Below are 16,639 nucleotides of genomic sequence, written 5' to 3' on the forward strand. Positions count from 1 at the left end.
GGCTGCAACGCCAGTCGTCCGACCCCAGTCATCCCACCAGGTGCGTGCGAGCCGTTATCGCACCGAGCGGGCTATGCAGTATTGCGCTGCGTAGTAGGTGCTTAGTACGCACAGGGTTGCGGCTGGGAGGCCGCCGCCGAAGCGGTCCCAGGCCAGTACCGAGTCGCTGATGACGAACAGGACTGCGCCGATTGCGGCCCAGCGGGTGCTTGTGGGTGCGGATGGGGTTGCTGCGTTGTTCGACCACGCACGCGCCAGGACGAGTGTAGCCATCAGCGCGAGCACGACCACGTAGACCACTACCGGGATGCGCAGGTCGGTGGGAAGCAGCGGCCATAGGCCGGCCAGGTTGATGCCGGCGAATACAGCCAGCAATGCAGCTGCGAACAGCAGTCCGCGCCCTGCCCTGAAGCCTTCGCGGAAGGCGACGATGTAGCAGACGTGCGCGAGCAGGAAGGCAATCAGGCCAGGCACGAAGGCGTCGAACGGCAGCATCAGGGCGATGTCGCCGATGCAGGAAAACGCCATTCCAAGCAGGATCGCGCGGGCGTAGTTGCGGTGGGCGGAGGGCGTGTCGGCTGCCGACCAACGGTCGGCACTACGGAGCGCCATGGCTGCTATCAGCAGCGTGGCCAGCGGTTTGGCGATCCAGTGCAGCCAGCGGCCGTCGCCGTCGAGCGACGCGCCGACGATGGCGGCAGTTGCCGCCAGCAGAATCGGCACGTCGCGGCGCAGGTTCATCGCGCTTTCCAGAGCTCGGCCAGGCGGTCGGGCTTGCCCGCGATGCGCTGCAGCGAGGGGTACTGCAGGCCGCCGTGGTAATCGAGCTTGACGGTGTCGATGCGGTCGAAGTTGCGCACCAGCAGGGTGAGCGGTGCCTTGTCGGTCTTGGCGGCGGCGACGGCGTCCTTCAGGTCCTCGCCCTTGAACACGCGGCCGTTGAGCGCGAGTACGCTCATGCCCGGGGCCAGGCCGGCGTTGAAGGCGGGGCTGTCCCACAGCACGTCGGTGATGGCGCCGCCGTCGGTGACGGCCACGCCCAGCGAGTACAGCAGGTTGGTGTTCTTGGCGCGGGTTTCCTGCGCTTTGAAGGCGTCGTTCGGGGTATCGGTGTAGACCAGCTTCCAACCCGCCGCTTCCAGCCCGCCGATGAGCGGGCCGTGGCCGTCCAGGCGCTCACGCAGGAAGCTGGCCCAGTCGTACGGGGCGATGCCGTTCAAGGTGCTGACCACTTCATCGAACGTATACGGGTTCACGTTCCAGTCGCCGTCGTGCATGCCGAAGAAGGCCTTGGCGAAATCATCGATGCTGCGCTTGTTGCCGGTCAAGACGCGCAGCTTGCCTTCCACGTCCAGCCACACCATCTGCCCGCCGGAGTAGTAGTCCTCGCTCATCTGGTAATTGCGGAACGCCAGGGCGCGGCGCTGGGCGATGGTGGGGTCGTTGGTGGTGTCCTGCAGGTTGCGCCAGGCCAGGCCGGGGCGGCCACGGTCGTAGGTGGCTGCGACATTCGCGAGCATGTCGCGGGTCTGGTCGGTGCTCCACAGGCCCGAACGTGCGGCCAGCACGTGGCCCCAGAACTGGGTCTGGCCTTCGTACAGCCACAGCAGGCTGTCGCCCATGGGCACGTTGAAGTTGGCGGTGGTCAGGTCGGCGCCACGGCGGTACTTGCCGTTCCAGGAGTGGTTGAATTCGTGCGGCAGCAGGTCGCGTCCGAGCCAGGTCTTGTCCCACTCGGTGAAGTAGCCGGTATCGCCGCTGTTCTCGCTGGAGCGCTGGTGCTCCAGGCCGATGCCGCCGAGCTTGCTGGTGAGCGCGAGCAGGAATTCGTAGCGGTCGAAGTGGCGTGCGCCGTAGAGCTTGTACATCTGCTGCACGAGTGCGCGGTGCGCCTGCAGCTGTTCGGGCTTGGCCACCAGTGATTTGGCGTCGTCGGCGAACACGTTGAGGTGCACGGGTACCTTGGCGCCGGGGTCGAGGTCGAACTGCTGGTAATGGCGGCCGGCGAACAGTGGCGAGTCCACCAGGTGGTCGTAGCTGATGGGCTTGAACACCACGGTGTCGCCATCGCGGCGCTCGGTGTCCAGCGCGGTGGCGTAGGCCCAGCCCGGCGGCAGGGTGACGCTGGCCTGGGCCTGGATGTTGCGGGTGATCACGCCGGCCGGGTACAGCGAGTTGGCGTTCCACTGCAGGTTGAGCATTTCCGGGGTCATCACCACGCGGCCCTGCCCTGCGCCCTGCGAGGAAAGGAAGTTGAAGTTGGCGACGACTTCACTGGCGCCCTGCGGCACGTCCACGGTGAAGGCGTACACGTTGTACGGGTCGCGCTTCCACGCCAGCGGTTTGCCGTTGGCGGTGACCACCAGGCCGGCGAGCTTGTCGATGGGGCCGCTGGGGGAATGTGCGCCGGGCAGCCACTGCGGGTACAGCAGGGTGAGCGGGCCCGGTTGGGCTGGCACGGTGGCCTTGACCTTGAAGATGCGGCGGCCGATGTCGCGTGCGTCCACGTCGATGCGCAGCGTGCCCGGGAAGGCGACGTCCTGCGGCGGGGGTGTCTGCGCGTGCACGCCGGTGGTAGTGGCGGCGAGAAGCACGGAGAGGACGGCGGCACGCAGTTTCATCGAAGACGGTTCCGGCATACGAAAGGATCGATGCTAGACCTGCGTGGGGCACAGCCCCATGGCCAAAGGTCATGCCTTCGCCGCGTGGGGAGCTGTCATCGGCGGTCGATCGGGATGCGACCCTACCAGCCGGTGGCCAACATTCGTCGCACGTTCGGCGCGCACGGTTGATTGATCCCGCTCCCGATGGGCACGTAACAATTCGTAGGTCCGGCCGTTGGCAGGACACCGCGCGCAGCGCGGCGCAAGCGTCCAGCCGCGCGCGACCCCGGCGGCCACAATCCCTCCGGCGTTTAAACGTTCCGAAGACATCCGCCAGGAGTTCGTGACCCCTGATCGAAAGGCTGCCGGCCAACGGCCGGCGCTACCGTCAGCTGATGAGGCGCAGCCTCAGCTCCTTGGGCAACGCAAACACCATCGATTCGGGCTCGCCTTCAAGTTCGCCGACGCCGGTGGCACCCAGCTCCTTCAGCCGCTCGATCACGCCATCCACCAGCACCTGCGGCGCGGAGGCGCCGGCGGTGAGGCCGATGTGCTTCTTGCCCAGCACCCAGGCCGGGTCGATCTCGTCGGCGCCGTCGATCAGGTACGACTCCACGCCATCACGGCGCGCCAGTTCGCTGAGGCGGTTGGAGTTGGAGCTGTTCGGCGAGCCCACCACCAGCACCAGGTCGCAACGCTTGGCCAGGTCGCGCACGGCGTCCTGGCGGTTCTGGGTGGCGTAGCAGATGTCGTCGTTCTTCGGGCCCTGCATGGCCGGGAAACGCGCGCGCAGTGCGTCGATGATGCCGCGGGTGTCGTCCACCGACAGCGTGGTCTGGGTGGTGTAGGCGAAGTTGTCCGGCTGGTTGAGTTCCAGCGTGGACACCTGCTCCACATCTTCCACCAGGTAGATGGTGCCGCTGCCGGCTTCCTGCTTCCACTGGCCCATGGTGCCTTCCACTTCCGGGTGACCGGCGTGGCCGATCAGCACCACGTCGCGGCCGGCACGGCAGTGGCGCGCCACTTCGAAGTGGACCTTGGTCACCAGCGGGCAGGTGGCGTCGAACACCTTCAGGCCACGACGGTCTGCTTCCTGGCGCACGGCCTGGGAAACGCCGTGGGCGCTGAAGATCACCGTGTTGCCATCGGGTACTTCGTCGAGTTCTTCGACGAAGATCGCGCCGCGCTGCTTGAGGTCGTCCACCACGAAGCGGTTGTGCACCACTTCATGGCGCACGTAGATGGGCGCGCCCAGCGTTTCGATCGCGCGCTTGACGATCTCGATCGCACGATCGACACCGGCACAGAATCCACGCGGGTTGGCGAGCAGCACATCCATCAGACAGGTCTCCCGGCAGCGGCCGGCGGTGGGTTACGGGTTGGCATTATCCGCCTTTTTGGCGGCCTTGCCGTCGAACAGGCCGAACACCGCGATGCCGATGGCGCCGACCACGATCGCAGCATCAGCGATGTTGAACGAGGGCCAGTAGTGCTCACCCACGTACCACTGGATGAAATCGACCACGTGGCCGTGCACCTGGCGGTCGATAACATTGCCGATGGCCCCGCCGATCACCAGCGCGTACGGCACGGCGCTGCGCCAGTGCGCACGCGGGGTGCGCGACAGCCAGAACGCCATCAGGCCGCTGATGCCCACCGCCAGCGCGGTGAAGAACCACAGCTGCCAGCCACCGGCATCGCTCAGGAAACTGAACGCTGCGCCGGTGTTGTAGGTGCGGTACCAGTTCCAGAAGCCGTCGATGACGGCCACCGGCTGGTACTCGGGCAGGCTGGAGAGGACCCAGGCCTTGCTCCACTGGTCGAGGATGATGATGGCGGCCGACAGCACCAGCCACACCAGCGCGCTCGGGCGCGGACGCGGGGCGGCCATCAGAACCACTTCCGGTCTTCGCCGGCACCGTCGACGTTGCTTGCGCAACGACCGCACAGTTCCGGGTGGGCGGCCACGCTGCCGATGTCGGCACGGTAGTGCCAGCAGCGCACGCACTTCTGCTTGGTGGTCGGCTGGGCGCTGACGAACACCTCGTCGGTGGTCGCCGGGCGCACGCTGACATCGCCACTGATGAACAGGAAGCGCAGTTCCTCGGCCAGCGGCTGCCAGCGCGCGGCGGTTTCCTCGCTGGCGGCGACGGTGATTTCCGCTTCCAGCGCGGCACCGATGGCACCGTTGGCGCGCATCGGCTCGAGCACCTTGGCCACCTGCTCGCGCAGGGCCAGCAGCTGGTCGAAATCGGCGGCGTTGATCGCGGCATCGGCCGGCAGCGGCACCAGGCCTTCGTACCACGTGGCAAACAGCACGTTTTCCTTGCGCTCGCCCGGCAGGTAACCCCACAGCTCATCGGCGGTGAAGGTCAGGATCGGGGCGATCCAGCGGGTGAACGCTTCGGCGATGTGGTACATCGCGCTCTGCGCCGAACGGCGGCCGCGCGAGTCGGTCGGCATGGTGTACAGCCGGTCCTTGGTGACGTCCAGGTACAGCGAACCAAGGTCCACGCTGCAGAAGTTCAGCAGCAGCTGCACGATTTCGGCCATGTTGTAGCCGGTGTACGCCGCCTTGATCTTCTCCTGCACCTCCCAGGCGCGATGCACGATCCAGCGGTCCAGCGCGACCATGTCGGCCGGGGCCACCAGGTGCTGGGCGGGATCGAAACCGTCCAGGTTGCCGAGCAGGAAGCGCGCGGTGTTGCGCAGGCGCCGGTAGGCGTCCGCGTTGCGCTTGAGGATTTCCTGCGACAGCGACATTTCGTTGCTGTAATCGGCCGAGGCGATCCACAGGCGCAGGATGTCCGCGCCCAGGGTCTTCATGATGTCCTGCGGTTCGATGCCGTTGCCCAGCGACTTGGACATCTTGCGGCCCTTCTCATCCACGGTGAAACCATGGGTGAGGCACTGCTTGTAGGGCGCGTGCTTGTCGATGGCCACGCCGGTGAGCAGCGAGGACTGGAACCAGCCGCGGTGCTGGTCGGAACCTTCCAGGTACAGGTCGGCCGGCTTGCCGAAGCCACGCTCCAGCAGCACGCCTTCATGGGTGACGCCCGAGTCGAACCAGACATCGAGGATGTCGGTGACCTTCTCGTACTGCGCCGCTTCATCGCCCAGCAGTTCGGCGGCGTCCAGCGCGTACCAGACGTCGATGCCGCCGGCCTGCACGCGGTCGGCCACCTGCTGCATCAACTCGACGGTGCGCGGGTGCGGCTCGCCGGTTTCGCGGTGGGTGAACAGTGCGATCGGCACGCCCCAGGTGCGCTGGCGGCTGATGCACCAGTCCGGGCGGCCATCGACCATGCTGCCGATGCGCGCCTTGCCCCAGCTCGGGAACCAGCCGACGTTGTCGATGGCGGCCATCGCATCGCTGCGCAGGTTGGCCTTGTCCATCGAGATGAACCACTGCGGGGTGGCGCGGAACACCACCGGCGTCTTGTGGCGCCAGCAGTGCGGGTAGCTGTGCACGATTTCCACGAACGACAGCAGCGCACCGGAGTCGCGCAGCACGTCCACGATCAGCGGCTGCGCCTTCCACAGGTGCACGCCTGCCAGCACCACCTCGCCGGCCGGCGGGGTGGACGGCAGGTACACGCCACGGCCATCCACCGGGTTGATCTGGGCGGCGGTGTAGTTGTCCATCAGCCCGTACTGCTGGCTGACCACGAAATCTTCCTGGCCGTGGCCGGGGGCGGTGTGCACCGCACCGGTACCGTCTTCATCGGACACGTGCGCGCCGTTGAGCAGGGGGATGTCGCGCTGCGGGTAGAACGGGTGGGCCAGCAGCAGGTTTTCCAGTGCGGCACCGGCGGCATGGCCGTGCGCGACGACGTCTTCAACGCCATAGCGGCGCAGGGCGCGCTCGGCCAGGCTGGCGGCGATCACCAGCCAGCGACGCTTGCCGGCATGGGCCGGGCCTTCGACCAGGGCGTACTGGATATCCGCGCCCAGCGACACCGCCAGCGAGGCCGGCAGCGTCCACGGGGTGGTGGTCCAGATCGGCACGGCGACCTCGACATCGGCCGGCAGGCTCACGCCGAAGCGCGCGGCCAGTTGCGCCGAATCGCGCGCCACGTAGGCCACGTCGATGGCCGGTGAGGTCTTGTCCTGGTACTCGATTTCCGCTTCGGCCAGGGCCGAGCCACAATCGAAGCACCAGTGCACCGGCTTGGCGCCGCGCACGATGTGGCCGTTGGCGAAGATCTTCGACAGCGCGCGGATTTCATTGGCTTCGAAATCGAAGCTCAGGGTCTTGTACGGGTTGTCCCAATCGCCGATCACGCCCAGGCGCTTGAAGTCGCGGCGCTGCAGGTCGATCTGCTCTTCGGCGTACTCGCGGCACTTCTGGCGGAACTCGACGGCATCGAGCTTGACGCCGACCTTGCCCCACTTCTTTTCGACCGCGATCTCGATCGGCAGGCCGTGGCAATCCCAACCGGGCACGTAGGGCGCATCGAAGCCGGCCAGGTAGCGCGACTTGACGATGATGTCCTTGAGGATCTTGTTGACCGCATGGCCCAGGTGGATCTGGCCATTGGCGTACGGCGGGCCGTCGTGCAGCACGAACAGCGGGCGACCCTGCGCGTTTTCGCGCAGGCGGGCGTACAGGCCCTCGTCTTCCCAGCGCGACAGAATGCCCGGCTCGCGCTTGGGCAGGTCGCCGCGCATCGGGAATTCGGTGGCCGGCAGATGAAGGGTGGCTTTGTAGTCCTGGCTCACGCAGTGGCTCGCAATCTGTGTTCGGAAAGGATGTGACGGGCCTCATCGGCGTCACGGTGCATCTGGTCGGTCAATGCCGCCAGATCATGGAACTTTTCTTCGTCGCGCAGCTTGGCGACGAACTCAACCTGGATATGCCGACCGTACAGGTCGCCCTGGAAATCGAACAGGTGCGCTTCCAGCAGCGGCTCCACCCCGTCCACGGTCGGCCGGGTGCCGAAGCTGGATACCGACGGCCACGGCTGGTCGAACACGCCGTGCACCCAGGTGGCATAGATGCCCGCCAGCGCCGGCGTTTTCGGGAAGCGCAGGTTGGCGGTGGGGAAGCCGAGGGTGCGGCCGAGCTGGCGCCCGCGCACTACCCTGCCCCCGATCGCATACGGGCGCCCGAGCAGATCGGCCGCATGGGCGAAATCGCCCTCGCGCAGCAGCTGGCGGATGCGGGTGGCGGAAATGCGCTCGCCGTGGAAATCCACCGGGTCGATCTCGCCGGCGCTGAAGCCGCGTTCGGCGCCCATGGCCTGCAGCAGGGCCAGGTCACCGCGGCGGCGGTTGCCGAAGCAGAACTCCGGCCCGATCCACACTTCGCGCGCGCCCAGCCGGTTGACCAGCAGCTGTTCGACGAAGGCTTCGGCGGGCATGGCGGCCATGGCCGCATCGAAACGCAGCAGGCCGATGGCATCCACGCCGAAGTCGCGCAGGATCGTGACCTTGTCGCGGGCCAGGGTCAGCCGCGGCGGCGGCTCGCCCTGGGCGAAGTATTCGCGCGGCAGCGGTTCGAACGCGACCGCCACGGCGGGCACGCCCAGCGCGCGGGCACGCGCGGCCGCATGCCGCACCAGCGCACGATGGCCAAGGTGCAGGCCGTCGAATGCGCCGATGCAGACCACGCTTCCGTGCGGGAACAAGGGCCCGCCTTCGATGCTTCTGAACAACCTGGTCATCTACTGGGAATCCGGCCCGTCAGGACCGATGCGTTGCAAGGGATAGCCATGAAGTATAGCCGGGGTGCCCATGGATCAATGCTCGCGCAGGTGACGCGGGCGGAAGCCCATGGCGACCAGGGCCAGCAGGTAGGTCAGGCCACCGCCGCCGACCAGCAGCGCGAGGTTGCCGATCCGGTGCCATTTGTCCATGTCGGTGAAATCGGTCATCAGCTGCAGCAGGCCCAGCAGGACTGCCACCATGGCCGCGCAGGCCAGGCCCAGGCGGGTCACGTAGCCGCCCCAGCCCGCCTTGGGCTGGTACACATCGGTCTTGCCCAGCCAGTACCAGAGCAGGCCAAGATTCAGGTAACTGGACAGCGCGCTGGCAATGCCCAGCGCCAGGTGCAGGCCCGGCTGCTTGCCCAGCGCCACCCACACGCCCTGCGCCTTCAGCGCCTCGGGCACCATCACGTGGTACAGCACGGCCAGCAGGATGAAGTTGAATACCATGTTGGCCACCAGCGCGACCAGGCCGGCGCGCACCGGGGTACGGGTGTCCTGGCGGGCGTAGAACGCCGGCAGCACCACTTTGAGCAGGGCGAAGGCCGGCAGGGCGAAGCTCAGGCCGTACACCGACAGCGCGGTCATGCGGGTATCGAAGGCGGTGAACTGGCCATGCTGGAAGATCGTGGCGATCAGCGGCTCGGCGCACAGCATCAGGCCGAGCATGGCCGGTACGGCGATCAGCAGCGTGGTGCGCAGGCCCCAGTCCAGCGCGCTGGAGAAGCCGGCCTTGTCGGTACTGACATGGTGGCGGGCCAGCGCCGGCAGGATCACCGTCCCCAGCGCCACCCCGAACACGCCCAGCGGCAGCTCCAGGAAGCGGTCGGCCAGCGACAGCCAGGACTGCGAGCCATCGGTCAGCTTGGCCGCGATCACGGTATCCAGCAGCAGGTTGATCTGGGCCACCGAGGAGCCGAACAGGGTCGGCACCATCAGGGTCAGCACCTTGCGCACGCCGGGATGGCGCCAGCCCCAGCGCGGCAGGGTGAGCAGGTTGATGCCCTTCAGCGAGGGCAGCTGGAACAGCAGCTGCAGCACGCCGGCGGCCAGCACCGCCCAGCCCAGCGCCAGGATCTGCTTTTCCGGGGTGCCGCCCAGCCGGGGTGCCAGCCACAGCGCCCCGGCGATCATGCACAGGTTGAGGATCACCGGGGTCAGCGCCGGCATGGCGAAGCGCTGGAAGCTGTTCAGCGCACCACCGGCCAAGGCGGTGAGCGAGACGAACAGCAGGAACGGGAAGGTCAGCCGGAACAGGTCCACCAGCAGGCCGTGCTTGGCCGGGTCGGTGTCGACCCCGCTGGAAAACAGGGTGGCCAGCTGCGGGGCGAAGATCAGCGCCAGCGCGGTGACCAGCAGCAGCACCGCGCCCAGGGTGCCGGCCACGCGCGACATCAGCTCGCGCAGCTCCTCATGGGAACGGGTTTCCTTCACTTCCGTGAACACCGGCACGAAGGCGGTGGCGAACGAGCCCTCCGCGAACAGGCGGCGCAGGAAGTTGGGCACCCGGAAGGCCACCCAGAAGGCGTCGGTCACCGCATTGGTGCCGAACGTGGTGGTGACGGCCAGGTCGCGGACCAGGCCCAGCACCCGTGAAATCATGGTCATGCTGCTGAAAGACAGCAGCCCGCGCAACATCCTTGGTGAACTCACCCGTGTTTCCTCTTGACAATTGACTTGACGTACATTTTTCGAGCCATCATACTTTCCAGCTTGCTGTTCCCATTACACCGATTTTTCAGGAAACCACCACTGTGGCCAATATCAAGTCCGCCAAGAAGCGCGCCAAGCAGACCGTCGTGCGCAACGCGCGCAATACGGCTCAGCGTTCGATGCTGCGCACCGCTGTCAAGAAGGTGATCAAGGCGCTCGACGCCAACGATGCCGCCGGCGCCGAGGCAGCCTTTGCCGTCGCCCAGCCGATCCTCGACCGTTTCAGCTCGCGTGGTCTGATCCACAAGAACAAGGCCGCTCGCCACAAGAGCCGCCTGACCGCGCGCATCAAGGCCCTCAAGGCCGCCTGATACGGCGCAACGCCGCGCCTGGCGCGGCGTGCGGTACAAAAACCCGGCCCTGGCCGGGTTTTTTGCGTGGTTGACGGCCCCACAGAAAAACCCGGCCGAAGCCGGGTTTTCCGAGGAAGCAACGTCAGCGTCAGAGCGCGTTGCGCGCATCCGCTTCGTCTTCCTTCTGGCGGTCGAAGAAGGCCATGATGTTGGTCATGATCGGCCAGGTGCCTTCACGGCCCAGCGCCGAGACCAGGTACCACGGCTGGGTCCAGCCCAGCTCGGCGATGATCTTCTCGGCCGCCGCCTTGGCCTCGTCCTCGAACATCAGGTCGGCCTTGTTCAGCACCAGCCAGCGCGGCTTTTCCAGCAGCTCCGGGTCATGCTTGGCCAGCTCGCGCTCGATCGCACGGACCTGCTCGATCGGCGAGATTTCCACGCCGCCTTCCATGGGGGAGATGTCCACCAAGTGCAGCAGCAGGCGGGTGCGCTGCAGGTGGCGCAGGAACTGCGCGCCCAGGCCGGCACCATCGGCGGCACCTTCGATCAAGCCGGGAATGTCGGCAATCACGAAGCTGCGGTAGTTCTCCACGCGCACCACGCCCAGGTTGGGGTAGAGGGTGGTGAACGGGTAATCGGCCACCTTGGGGGTGGCAGCGGACACAGCCCGGATCAGGGTGCTCTTGCCGGCATTGGGGAAGCCCAGCAGGCCCACATCGGCCAGCAGCTTCAGCTCCAGCTTGAGCAGGCGCTCCTCGCCCTCCTCGCCCGGCAGCGACTGGCGCGGCGAACGGTTGGTGGAGCTCTTGAAGTGCATGTTGCCCAGGCCGCCCTTGCCACCCTTGGCCACCAGCAGGATGTCGTCGTGCTGGGTCAGGTCACCGATCACTTCGTCGGTGGCCACGTTCATCACCACGGTGCCGACCGGCACGGTGATGACCAGGTCTTCGCCGCCCTTGCCATAGGCCTGGCGGCCCATGCCGTTCTCGCCGCGCTGCGCCTTGAAGATGCGCTCGTGGCGGAAATCGACCAGGGTATTGAGGTTTTCGTCGGCGCGGATGTACACGCTGCCGCCATTGCCGCCGTCGCCGCCGTCCGGGCCGCCCAGCGGAATGAACTTCTCGCGACGGAAACCGACGCAGCCGTTGCCGCCATTGCCGGCGGTAACCTGGATTTCTGCTTCGTCTACAAGTTTCATGATTCTGGATGCCAACTGGAGGCGGTGGGCAACGGGTGCGCCCGACCGCAGAGTCTAACGTGAAAAACAAAAACCCCGCCGAAGCGGGGCTTTCGTCAGCGGCCCCACGCCGGGGCGGGGGCGCCTGCGTGCCGCGAAGCTCAGGCTTCGGCGACGACGCTGACGGTACGACGCTTCTTCGGGCCCTTCACCGAGAACTCCACCTTGCCGTCGACGAGCGCGAACAGGGTGTGGTCACGGCCGAGGCCGACGCCGGTACCCGGATGGAACTGGGTGCCGCGCTGACGCACGATGATGTTGCCGGCATCGATGGCCTGGCCACCGAAGATCTTGACGCCGAGGTACTTCGGGTTGGAGTCGCGACCGTTGCGCGATGAGCCTACGCCCTTCTTATGTGCCATGACTGCTTCTCCTTATTACTTCTTGCCACCGGCGATGCCGGTGATCTCGATTTCGGTGTAGTACTGACGGTGACCCTGGCGCTTCATGTGGTGCTTGCGGCGACGGAACTTGATGATCCGGACCTTGTCGGCACGACCCTGCGACACGACCTTGGCGGTGACCGAAGCGCCGCTCAGAGCGTCGCCCAGCTTGATGCCATCGCTGTCACCCAGCATCAGGATTTCTTCGAACTTGATCTCGTTGCCGACTTCGACTTCGAGCTTTTCAACGCGGAGCGTTTCGCCCTGCGCCACGCGGTATTGCTTACCGCCGGTTACCAGTACTGCGTACATGACCAGACTTCCTCTGTAGTTATTGTGGTCTATGGACTGCCGCCATCGAGGGCGGACAGAAGCGGGATTTTAATGACTCACCCCGGCCCGGGTCAACCCACCCCCTGCTTTGAGCCGTCCTCCCCTGAACCCCGTTCAGGTTCAGGGCCCGCCGGTCTCAATAGATGAGACAAGGGGCTGGCAATGTCGCTGATTGCCCCCAAATCCCAAGCTCGGTAGGCTGACCGATTGCCGTCTCCGCTTGCCCCACTTTCAACGGATCCCCCATGGCGATGGATTTCATCCGCATCCGCGGCGCGCGGACGCACAACCTCAAGAACATCGATCTCGACCTGCCCCGCGACAAGTTGATTGTCATTACCGGCCTGTCCGGCTCGGGCAAGTCCTCGCTGGCCTTCGACACGATCTACGCCGAAGGCCAGCGCCGCTACGTGGAGTCGCTGTCGGCCTATGCCCGCCAGTTCCTGAGCGTGATGGAAAAGCCGGACCTGGATCATATCGAAGGCCTGTCGCCGGCGATCTCCATCGAGCAGAAGTCGACCTCGCACAACCCGCGTTCGACCGTGGGCACCATCACCGAGATCTACGACTACCTGCGCCTGCTATACGCCCGCGTGGGCAGCCCGCGCTGCCCCGACCACGGCTACCCGCTGGAAGCGCAGACCGTGAGCCAGATGGTGGACCACGTGCTGACCCTGGACCCGGAACAGCGCTACATGCTGCTCGCCCCGGTCATCCGCGAGCGCAAGGGCGAGCATGCCCAGGTGTTCGACCAGCTGCGCGCGCAGGGTTTCGTGCGCGTGCGGGTGGACGGTGCGCTGCATGAAATCGATGCGGTGCCGCCGCTGGCGCTGCGCCAGAAGCACACCATCGAAGCGGTGATCGACCGCTTCCGCCCGCGTGAAGACATCAAGCAGCGCCTGGCCGAAAGCTTTGAAACCGCGCTGAAGCTGGGCGACGGCATGGTCTCGGTGCAGTCGCTGGATGTCGAGGATGCCCCGGCCCACCTGTTCTCGTCCAAGTACAGCTGCCCGGTCTGCGATTACTCGCTGCCGGAGCTGGAACCGCGCCTGTTCTCGTTCAATTCGCCGGTGGGCGCCTGCCCGGGCTGCGATGGCTTGGGCATGGCCGAGTTCTTCGATCCCTCGCGCGTGGTGGTGCACCCGGAGCTGTCGCTGTCGGCCGGCGCCGTGCGCGGCTGGGACCGCCGCAATGCTTACTACTTCCAGCTGATCGCCTCGCTGGCCAAGCACTACAAGTTCGACACCGACGCGCCGTGGCAGAGCCTGTCCGAGCCGGTGCGCAAGGCGGTGCTGTACGGCAGCGGCGATGAAACCATCACCTTCACCTACTTCACCGAAGCCGGTGGCCGCACCCAGCGCAAGCACCGCTTCGAGGGCATCATTCCGAACCTGGAACGCCGCTACAAGGAAACCGAATCGGCGGCGGTGCGCGAAGAGCTGGCCAAGTACATCAGCGAACGCAACTGCCCCGAATGCCAGGGCCAGCGCCTGAACCGTGCCGCGCGCAACGTGTTCGTGGCCGACCGTGCGCTGCCGGAACTGGTGGTGCTGCCGATCGATGAGGCACTGAAGTTCTTCAGCGGCATGACCCTGCCCGGCTGGCGCGGCGAGATCGCCGGCAAGATCGTCAAGGAGATCGGCGAGCGCCTGGGCTTCCTGGTCGACGTGGGCCTGGATTACCTCACGCTGGAGCGCAAGGCCGACACTCTGTCCGGTGGCGAAGCCCAGCGCATCCGCCTGGCCAGCCAGATCGGCGCCGGCCTGGTCGGGGTGATGTACGTGCTCGACGAGCCCTCCATCGGCCTGCACCAGCGCGACAACGAGCGCCTGCTGGGCACCCTCACCCGCCTGCGCGACCTGGGCAATACGGTGATCGTGGTCGAGCATGACGAAGATGCGATCCGCCTGGCCGACTACGTGCTGGACATCGGTCCGGGCGCCGGCGTGCACGGCGGCGAGATCGTCGGCCAGGGCACCCTGCAGGACATCCTGGACGCGCCGCGTTCGCTCACCGGCCAGTACCTGTCGGGCAAGCGCGCGATCGAGATTCCCGCGCGCCGGCACAAGCCGAACCCGAAGATGACGCTGCACCTGCGCGGTGCCAGCGGCAACAACCTCAAGGGCGTGGACCTGGACATTCCGTCGGGCCTGCTGACCTGCATCACCGGCGTGTCCGGTTCGGGCAAGTCGACCCTGATCAACGACACCCTGTTCTCGCTGGCCGCCAACGAGATCAACGGCTCCTCGCATCCGATCGCGCCCTACAAGGACGTGGAAGGCCTGGACCTGTTCGACAAGGTGGTGGACATCGACCAGTCGCCGATCGGCCGCACCCCGCGTTCGAACCCGGCCACCTACACCGGCCTGTTCACCCCGCTGCGCGAGCTGTATGCGCAGGTGCCCGAAGCACGTGCGCGCGGCTATTCGCCGGGCCGTTTCAGCTTCAACGTGCGCGGCGGCCGCTGCGAAGCGTGCCAGGGCGATGGCCTGATCAAGGTGGAAATGCATTTCCTGCCGGACGTGTACGTGCCCTGCGATGTGTGCCACGGCAAGCGCTACAACCGCGAAACGCTGGAGATCCTGTACAAGGGCTACAACATCAACGACGTGCTGCAGATGACCGTCGAAGATGCGCTGAAGCTGTTCGAACCGGTGCCGAGCATCGCGCGCAAGCTGGAAACGCTGGTGGACGTGGGCCTGAGCTACATCAAGCTGGGCCAGAGCGCGACCACGCTGTCCGGTGGTGAAGCGCAGCGTGTGAAGCTGTCCAAGGAGCTGTCGCGCCGCGATACCGGGCGCACGCTGTACATCCTGGACGAGCCGACCACCGGCCTGCACTTCCACGACATCGAAGCGCTGCTGGGCGTGCTGCACAAGCTGCGCGACGAAGGCAACACGGTGGTGGTGATCGAACACAACCTGGACGTGATCAAGACCGCGGACTGGATCGTCGACCTGGGCCCGGAAGGCGGCCACCGCGGCGGCACCATCCTGGTCACCGGCACGCCCGAGGACGTGGCCGCGCACCCGGCGTCGTACACCGGCCAGTTCCTGGCCAAGATGCTGCCCTCGGTCAGCGCGCGCCCGGAACGCCCGGCCGCGGTGGCCAACAAGCCCGACGCCCGCCCGCCGCGCAAGGCCAAGCCGGAAAAGCCGGCCAAGGTGGCCAAGAAGGCGGTGGCCGCCACGCGTGCGGTAACCCCCAGCAAAACCAGCCCTGCCAAGACCACGAAGGCGAAGAAGAAGTAATGAGCAGCGAACACAAGATCCTGGCCCGCGTACCGATCAGCGTGCGCTGGCGCGACATGGACAGCATGGGCCACGTCAACAACGCCAAGTACATCTCCTACCTGGAAGAGGCGCGCGTGCGCTGGATGCTGGGCGTGGAAGGCGTGGCGATGACCGACCGGATCGCGCCGGTGGTGGCCGCCACCAACGTCAACTACCGCCTGCCGATCGTGTGGCCCAACGACATCGTGGTGGAGCTGTTCGTCGAGCGCCTGGGCAACAGCAGCGTGACCATCGGCCACCGCATCGTGGACCAGAAGAACGACAGCACGCTGTATTCGGACGGCAACGTGGTGGTGGTGTGGATGGATACCCAGACCGGCAAGAGCGCCCCGCTTCCGGACGCAATCCGCAACGCGTCTACTTGAATCAGACAGGCCGCCGATGAGGCGGCCTGTTTCGTTCAACAGGCGTCTGCGTTTGTGGTCATGCCCTACCGCTCGTGGACGCTCCGCGTGCAGTCGTCTGGGGAGCGACCCTACCAGCGGGTCCGCGCCCGACCCGCATCACCGACGCAGTGGGGCATGGCGCCGGTAGGGTCGGTTCCCAAACGACTGCACTGAAATCGTCTACGTGCGACGAACGCATGACGTTTCTCCGAGGCTAACGCTGTCTACCGCGCTGCCGACCTAGGGGCGTCGGCACGGACGGCAAGCATCGCGTCCACCTTACGGCCGTCTTCCAAACTCAAACGCAACGGCACCTGGCCGCCCTTCGCAAGCGGCACTTCCGGCTGCATCAACATCAGGTGCAGGCCGCCGGGCTTCAACGTTACGCTCGATCCCGGCGCGATCGGCAGCCGCTCCACCGCACGCATGCGACTGACGCCGTCGACCAGCGTGGTTTCATGCAGGGAGACGTCGCCGAAGGCCTTGCTGCCTGCTGCCACCACCGCCACTGGCGCCTTGCAGCCGTTGTGGATCACGCCGTAGCCGGCCGCCATCGGCGAACTGCCCGGCGGCAACCGCACCCAGCCCTCGCGCACCGTCACACACGACGGCTCCGCCGCTGTGGCCGATGCTGCGGCCGCACACATCGCCAACAATACGCACACGAATGGTTTGGTTATCATCGCCTCA

The 16,639-nt window shown here is 66.4% G+C and carries 14 protein-coding genes; 3 read left to right on the forward strand and 11 right to left on the reverse strand.

The features are described 5' to 3' along the window. Positions 1 to 54 precede the first annotated feature (54 nt). From QE395_RS12755 to murJ, 7 genes are all read right to left on the reverse strand, one after another. Positions 55 to 741 carry a lysoplasmalogenase gene (locus QE395_RS12755; protein ID WP_306989405.1) on the reverse strand — a complete coding sequence of 229 codons (687 nt, stop codon included), beginning with the start codon at positions 739 to 741 and terminating at the stop codon, positions 55 to 57. Next, complete coding sequence (locus QE395_RS12760) at positions 738 to 2,621, reverse strand: peptidase M61 (RefSeq protein WP_306989407.1); 1,884 nt, start codon at positions 2,619 to 2,621, stop codon at positions 738 to 740. The genes QE395_RS12755 and QE395_RS12760 overlap by 4 nt, the downstream gene beginning before the upstream one ends. Before the next feature lie 370 nt (positions 2,622 to 2,991). Further along, positions 2,992 to 3,942 (reverse strand): 4-hydroxy-3-methylbut-2-enyl diphosphate reductase, encoded by a 951-nt coding sequence (gene ispH, locus QE395_RS12765; RefSeq protein WP_306989409.1) that lies wholly within the window; start codon positions 3,940 to 3,942, stop codon positions 2,992 to 2,994. Positions 3,943 to 3,975: 33 nt separating this feature from the next. Continuing rightward, a complete protein-coding gene (lspA, locus tag QE395_RS12770; protein WP_068850210.1) occupies positions 3,976 to 4,494 on the reverse strand; it encodes a signal peptidase II in 519 nt (172 codons plus the stop codon). Further along, positions 4,494 to 7,325 (reverse strand): isoleucine--tRNA ligase, encoded by a 2,832-nt coding sequence (ileS, locus tag QE395_RS12775; RefSeq protein ID WP_306989411.1) that lies wholly within the window; start codon positions 7,323 to 7,325, stop codon positions 4,494 to 4,496. Before ileS ends, lspA begins: the two co-directional genes overlap by 1 nt. Next, positions 7,322 to 8,269: a bifunctional riboflavin kinase/FAD synthetase gene (locus QE395_RS12780; protein ID WP_306989414.1), complete on the reverse strand. Its 948-nt coding sequence runs from the start codon at positions 8,267 to 8,269 to the stop codon at positions 7,322 to 7,324. The genes ileS and QE395_RS12780 overlap by 4 nt, the downstream gene beginning before the upstream one ends. 75 nt (positions 8,270 to 8,344) lie before the next feature. Then, positions 8,345 to 9,949: a murein biosynthesis integral membrane protein MurJ gene (gene murJ, locus QE395_RS12785; protein WP_306990501.1), complete on the reverse strand. Its 1,605-nt coding sequence runs from the start codon at positions 9,947 to 9,949 to the stop codon at positions 8,345 to 8,347. Between the two features lie 116 nt (positions 9,950 to 10,065). Between murJ and rpsT the strand changes: the two genes are divergently transcribed. After that, positions 10,066 to 10,335, forward strand: coding sequence for a 30S ribosomal protein S20 (gene rpsT / locus QE395_RS12790; protein WP_017354922.1), 270 nt, complete (start codon positions 10,066 to 10,068; stop codon positions 10,333 to 10,335). Positions 10,336 to 10,465: 130 nt separating this feature from the next. Here the strand turns inward: rpsT and cgtA are convergent, their stop codons facing one another. The 3 genes from cgtA to rplU form a co-directional block, all read right to left on the reverse strand. Next, a complete protein-coding gene (cgtA, locus tag QE395_RS12795) occupies positions 10,466 to 11,515 on the reverse strand; it encodes an Obg family GTPase CgtA (RefSeq protein WP_068850197.1) in 1,050 nt (349 codons plus the stop codon). A 140-nt stretch (positions 11,516 to 11,655) separates the two neighbouring features. Continuing rightward, the gene (rpmA, locus tag QE395_RS12800; RefSeq protein ID WP_019184517.1) at positions 11,656 to 11,916 is read right to left on the reverse strand and encodes a 50S ribosomal protein L27; all 261 of its coding nucleotides are present in this window, start codon (positions 11,914 to 11,916) and stop codon (positions 11,656 to 11,658) included. 15 nt (positions 11,917 to 11,931) lie between these two features. After that, entirely contained in the window at positions 11,932 to 12,249 is a 318-nt protein-coding gene (gene rplU, locus QE395_RS12805) for a 50S ribosomal protein L21 (protein WP_068850193.1), read from the reverse strand. A 266-nt stretch (positions 12,250 to 12,515) separates the two neighbouring features. Between rplU and uvrA the strand changes: the two genes are divergently transcribed. Further along, a complete protein-coding gene (uvrA, locus tag QE395_RS12810) occupies positions 12,516 to 15,521 on the forward strand; it encodes an excinuclease ABC subunit UvrA (protein ID WP_306989421.1) in 3,006 nt (1,001 codons plus the stop codon). Further along, the gene (locus tag QE395_RS12815) at positions 15,521 to 15,928 is read left to right on the forward strand and encodes a thioesterase family protein (RefSeq protein ID WP_306989424.1); all 408 of its coding nucleotides are present in this window, start codon (positions 15,521 to 15,523) and stop codon (positions 15,926 to 15,928) included. Before uvrA ends, QE395_RS12815 begins: the two co-directional genes overlap by 1 nt. A gap of 245 nt (positions 15,929 to 16,173) precedes the next feature. On the opposite strand, the gene QE395_RS12820 is transcribed toward QE395_RS12815, so the two are convergent. Then, positions 16,174 to 16,632: a copper chaperone PCu(A)C gene (locus QE395_RS12820; RefSeq protein WP_306990503.1), complete on the reverse strand. Its 459-nt coding sequence runs from the start codon at positions 16,630 to 16,632 to the stop codon at positions 16,174 to 16,176. Between the last annotated feature and the right edge of the window lie 7 nt (positions 16,633 to 16,639).

Origin of the sequence: Stenotrophomonas sp. SORGH_AS_0282, from assembly GCF_030818125.1 — a bacterium.
GTDB lineage: Bacteria > Pseudomonadota > Gammaproteobacteria > Xanthomonadales > Xanthomonadaceae > Stenotrophomonas > Stenotrophomonas rhizophila_A.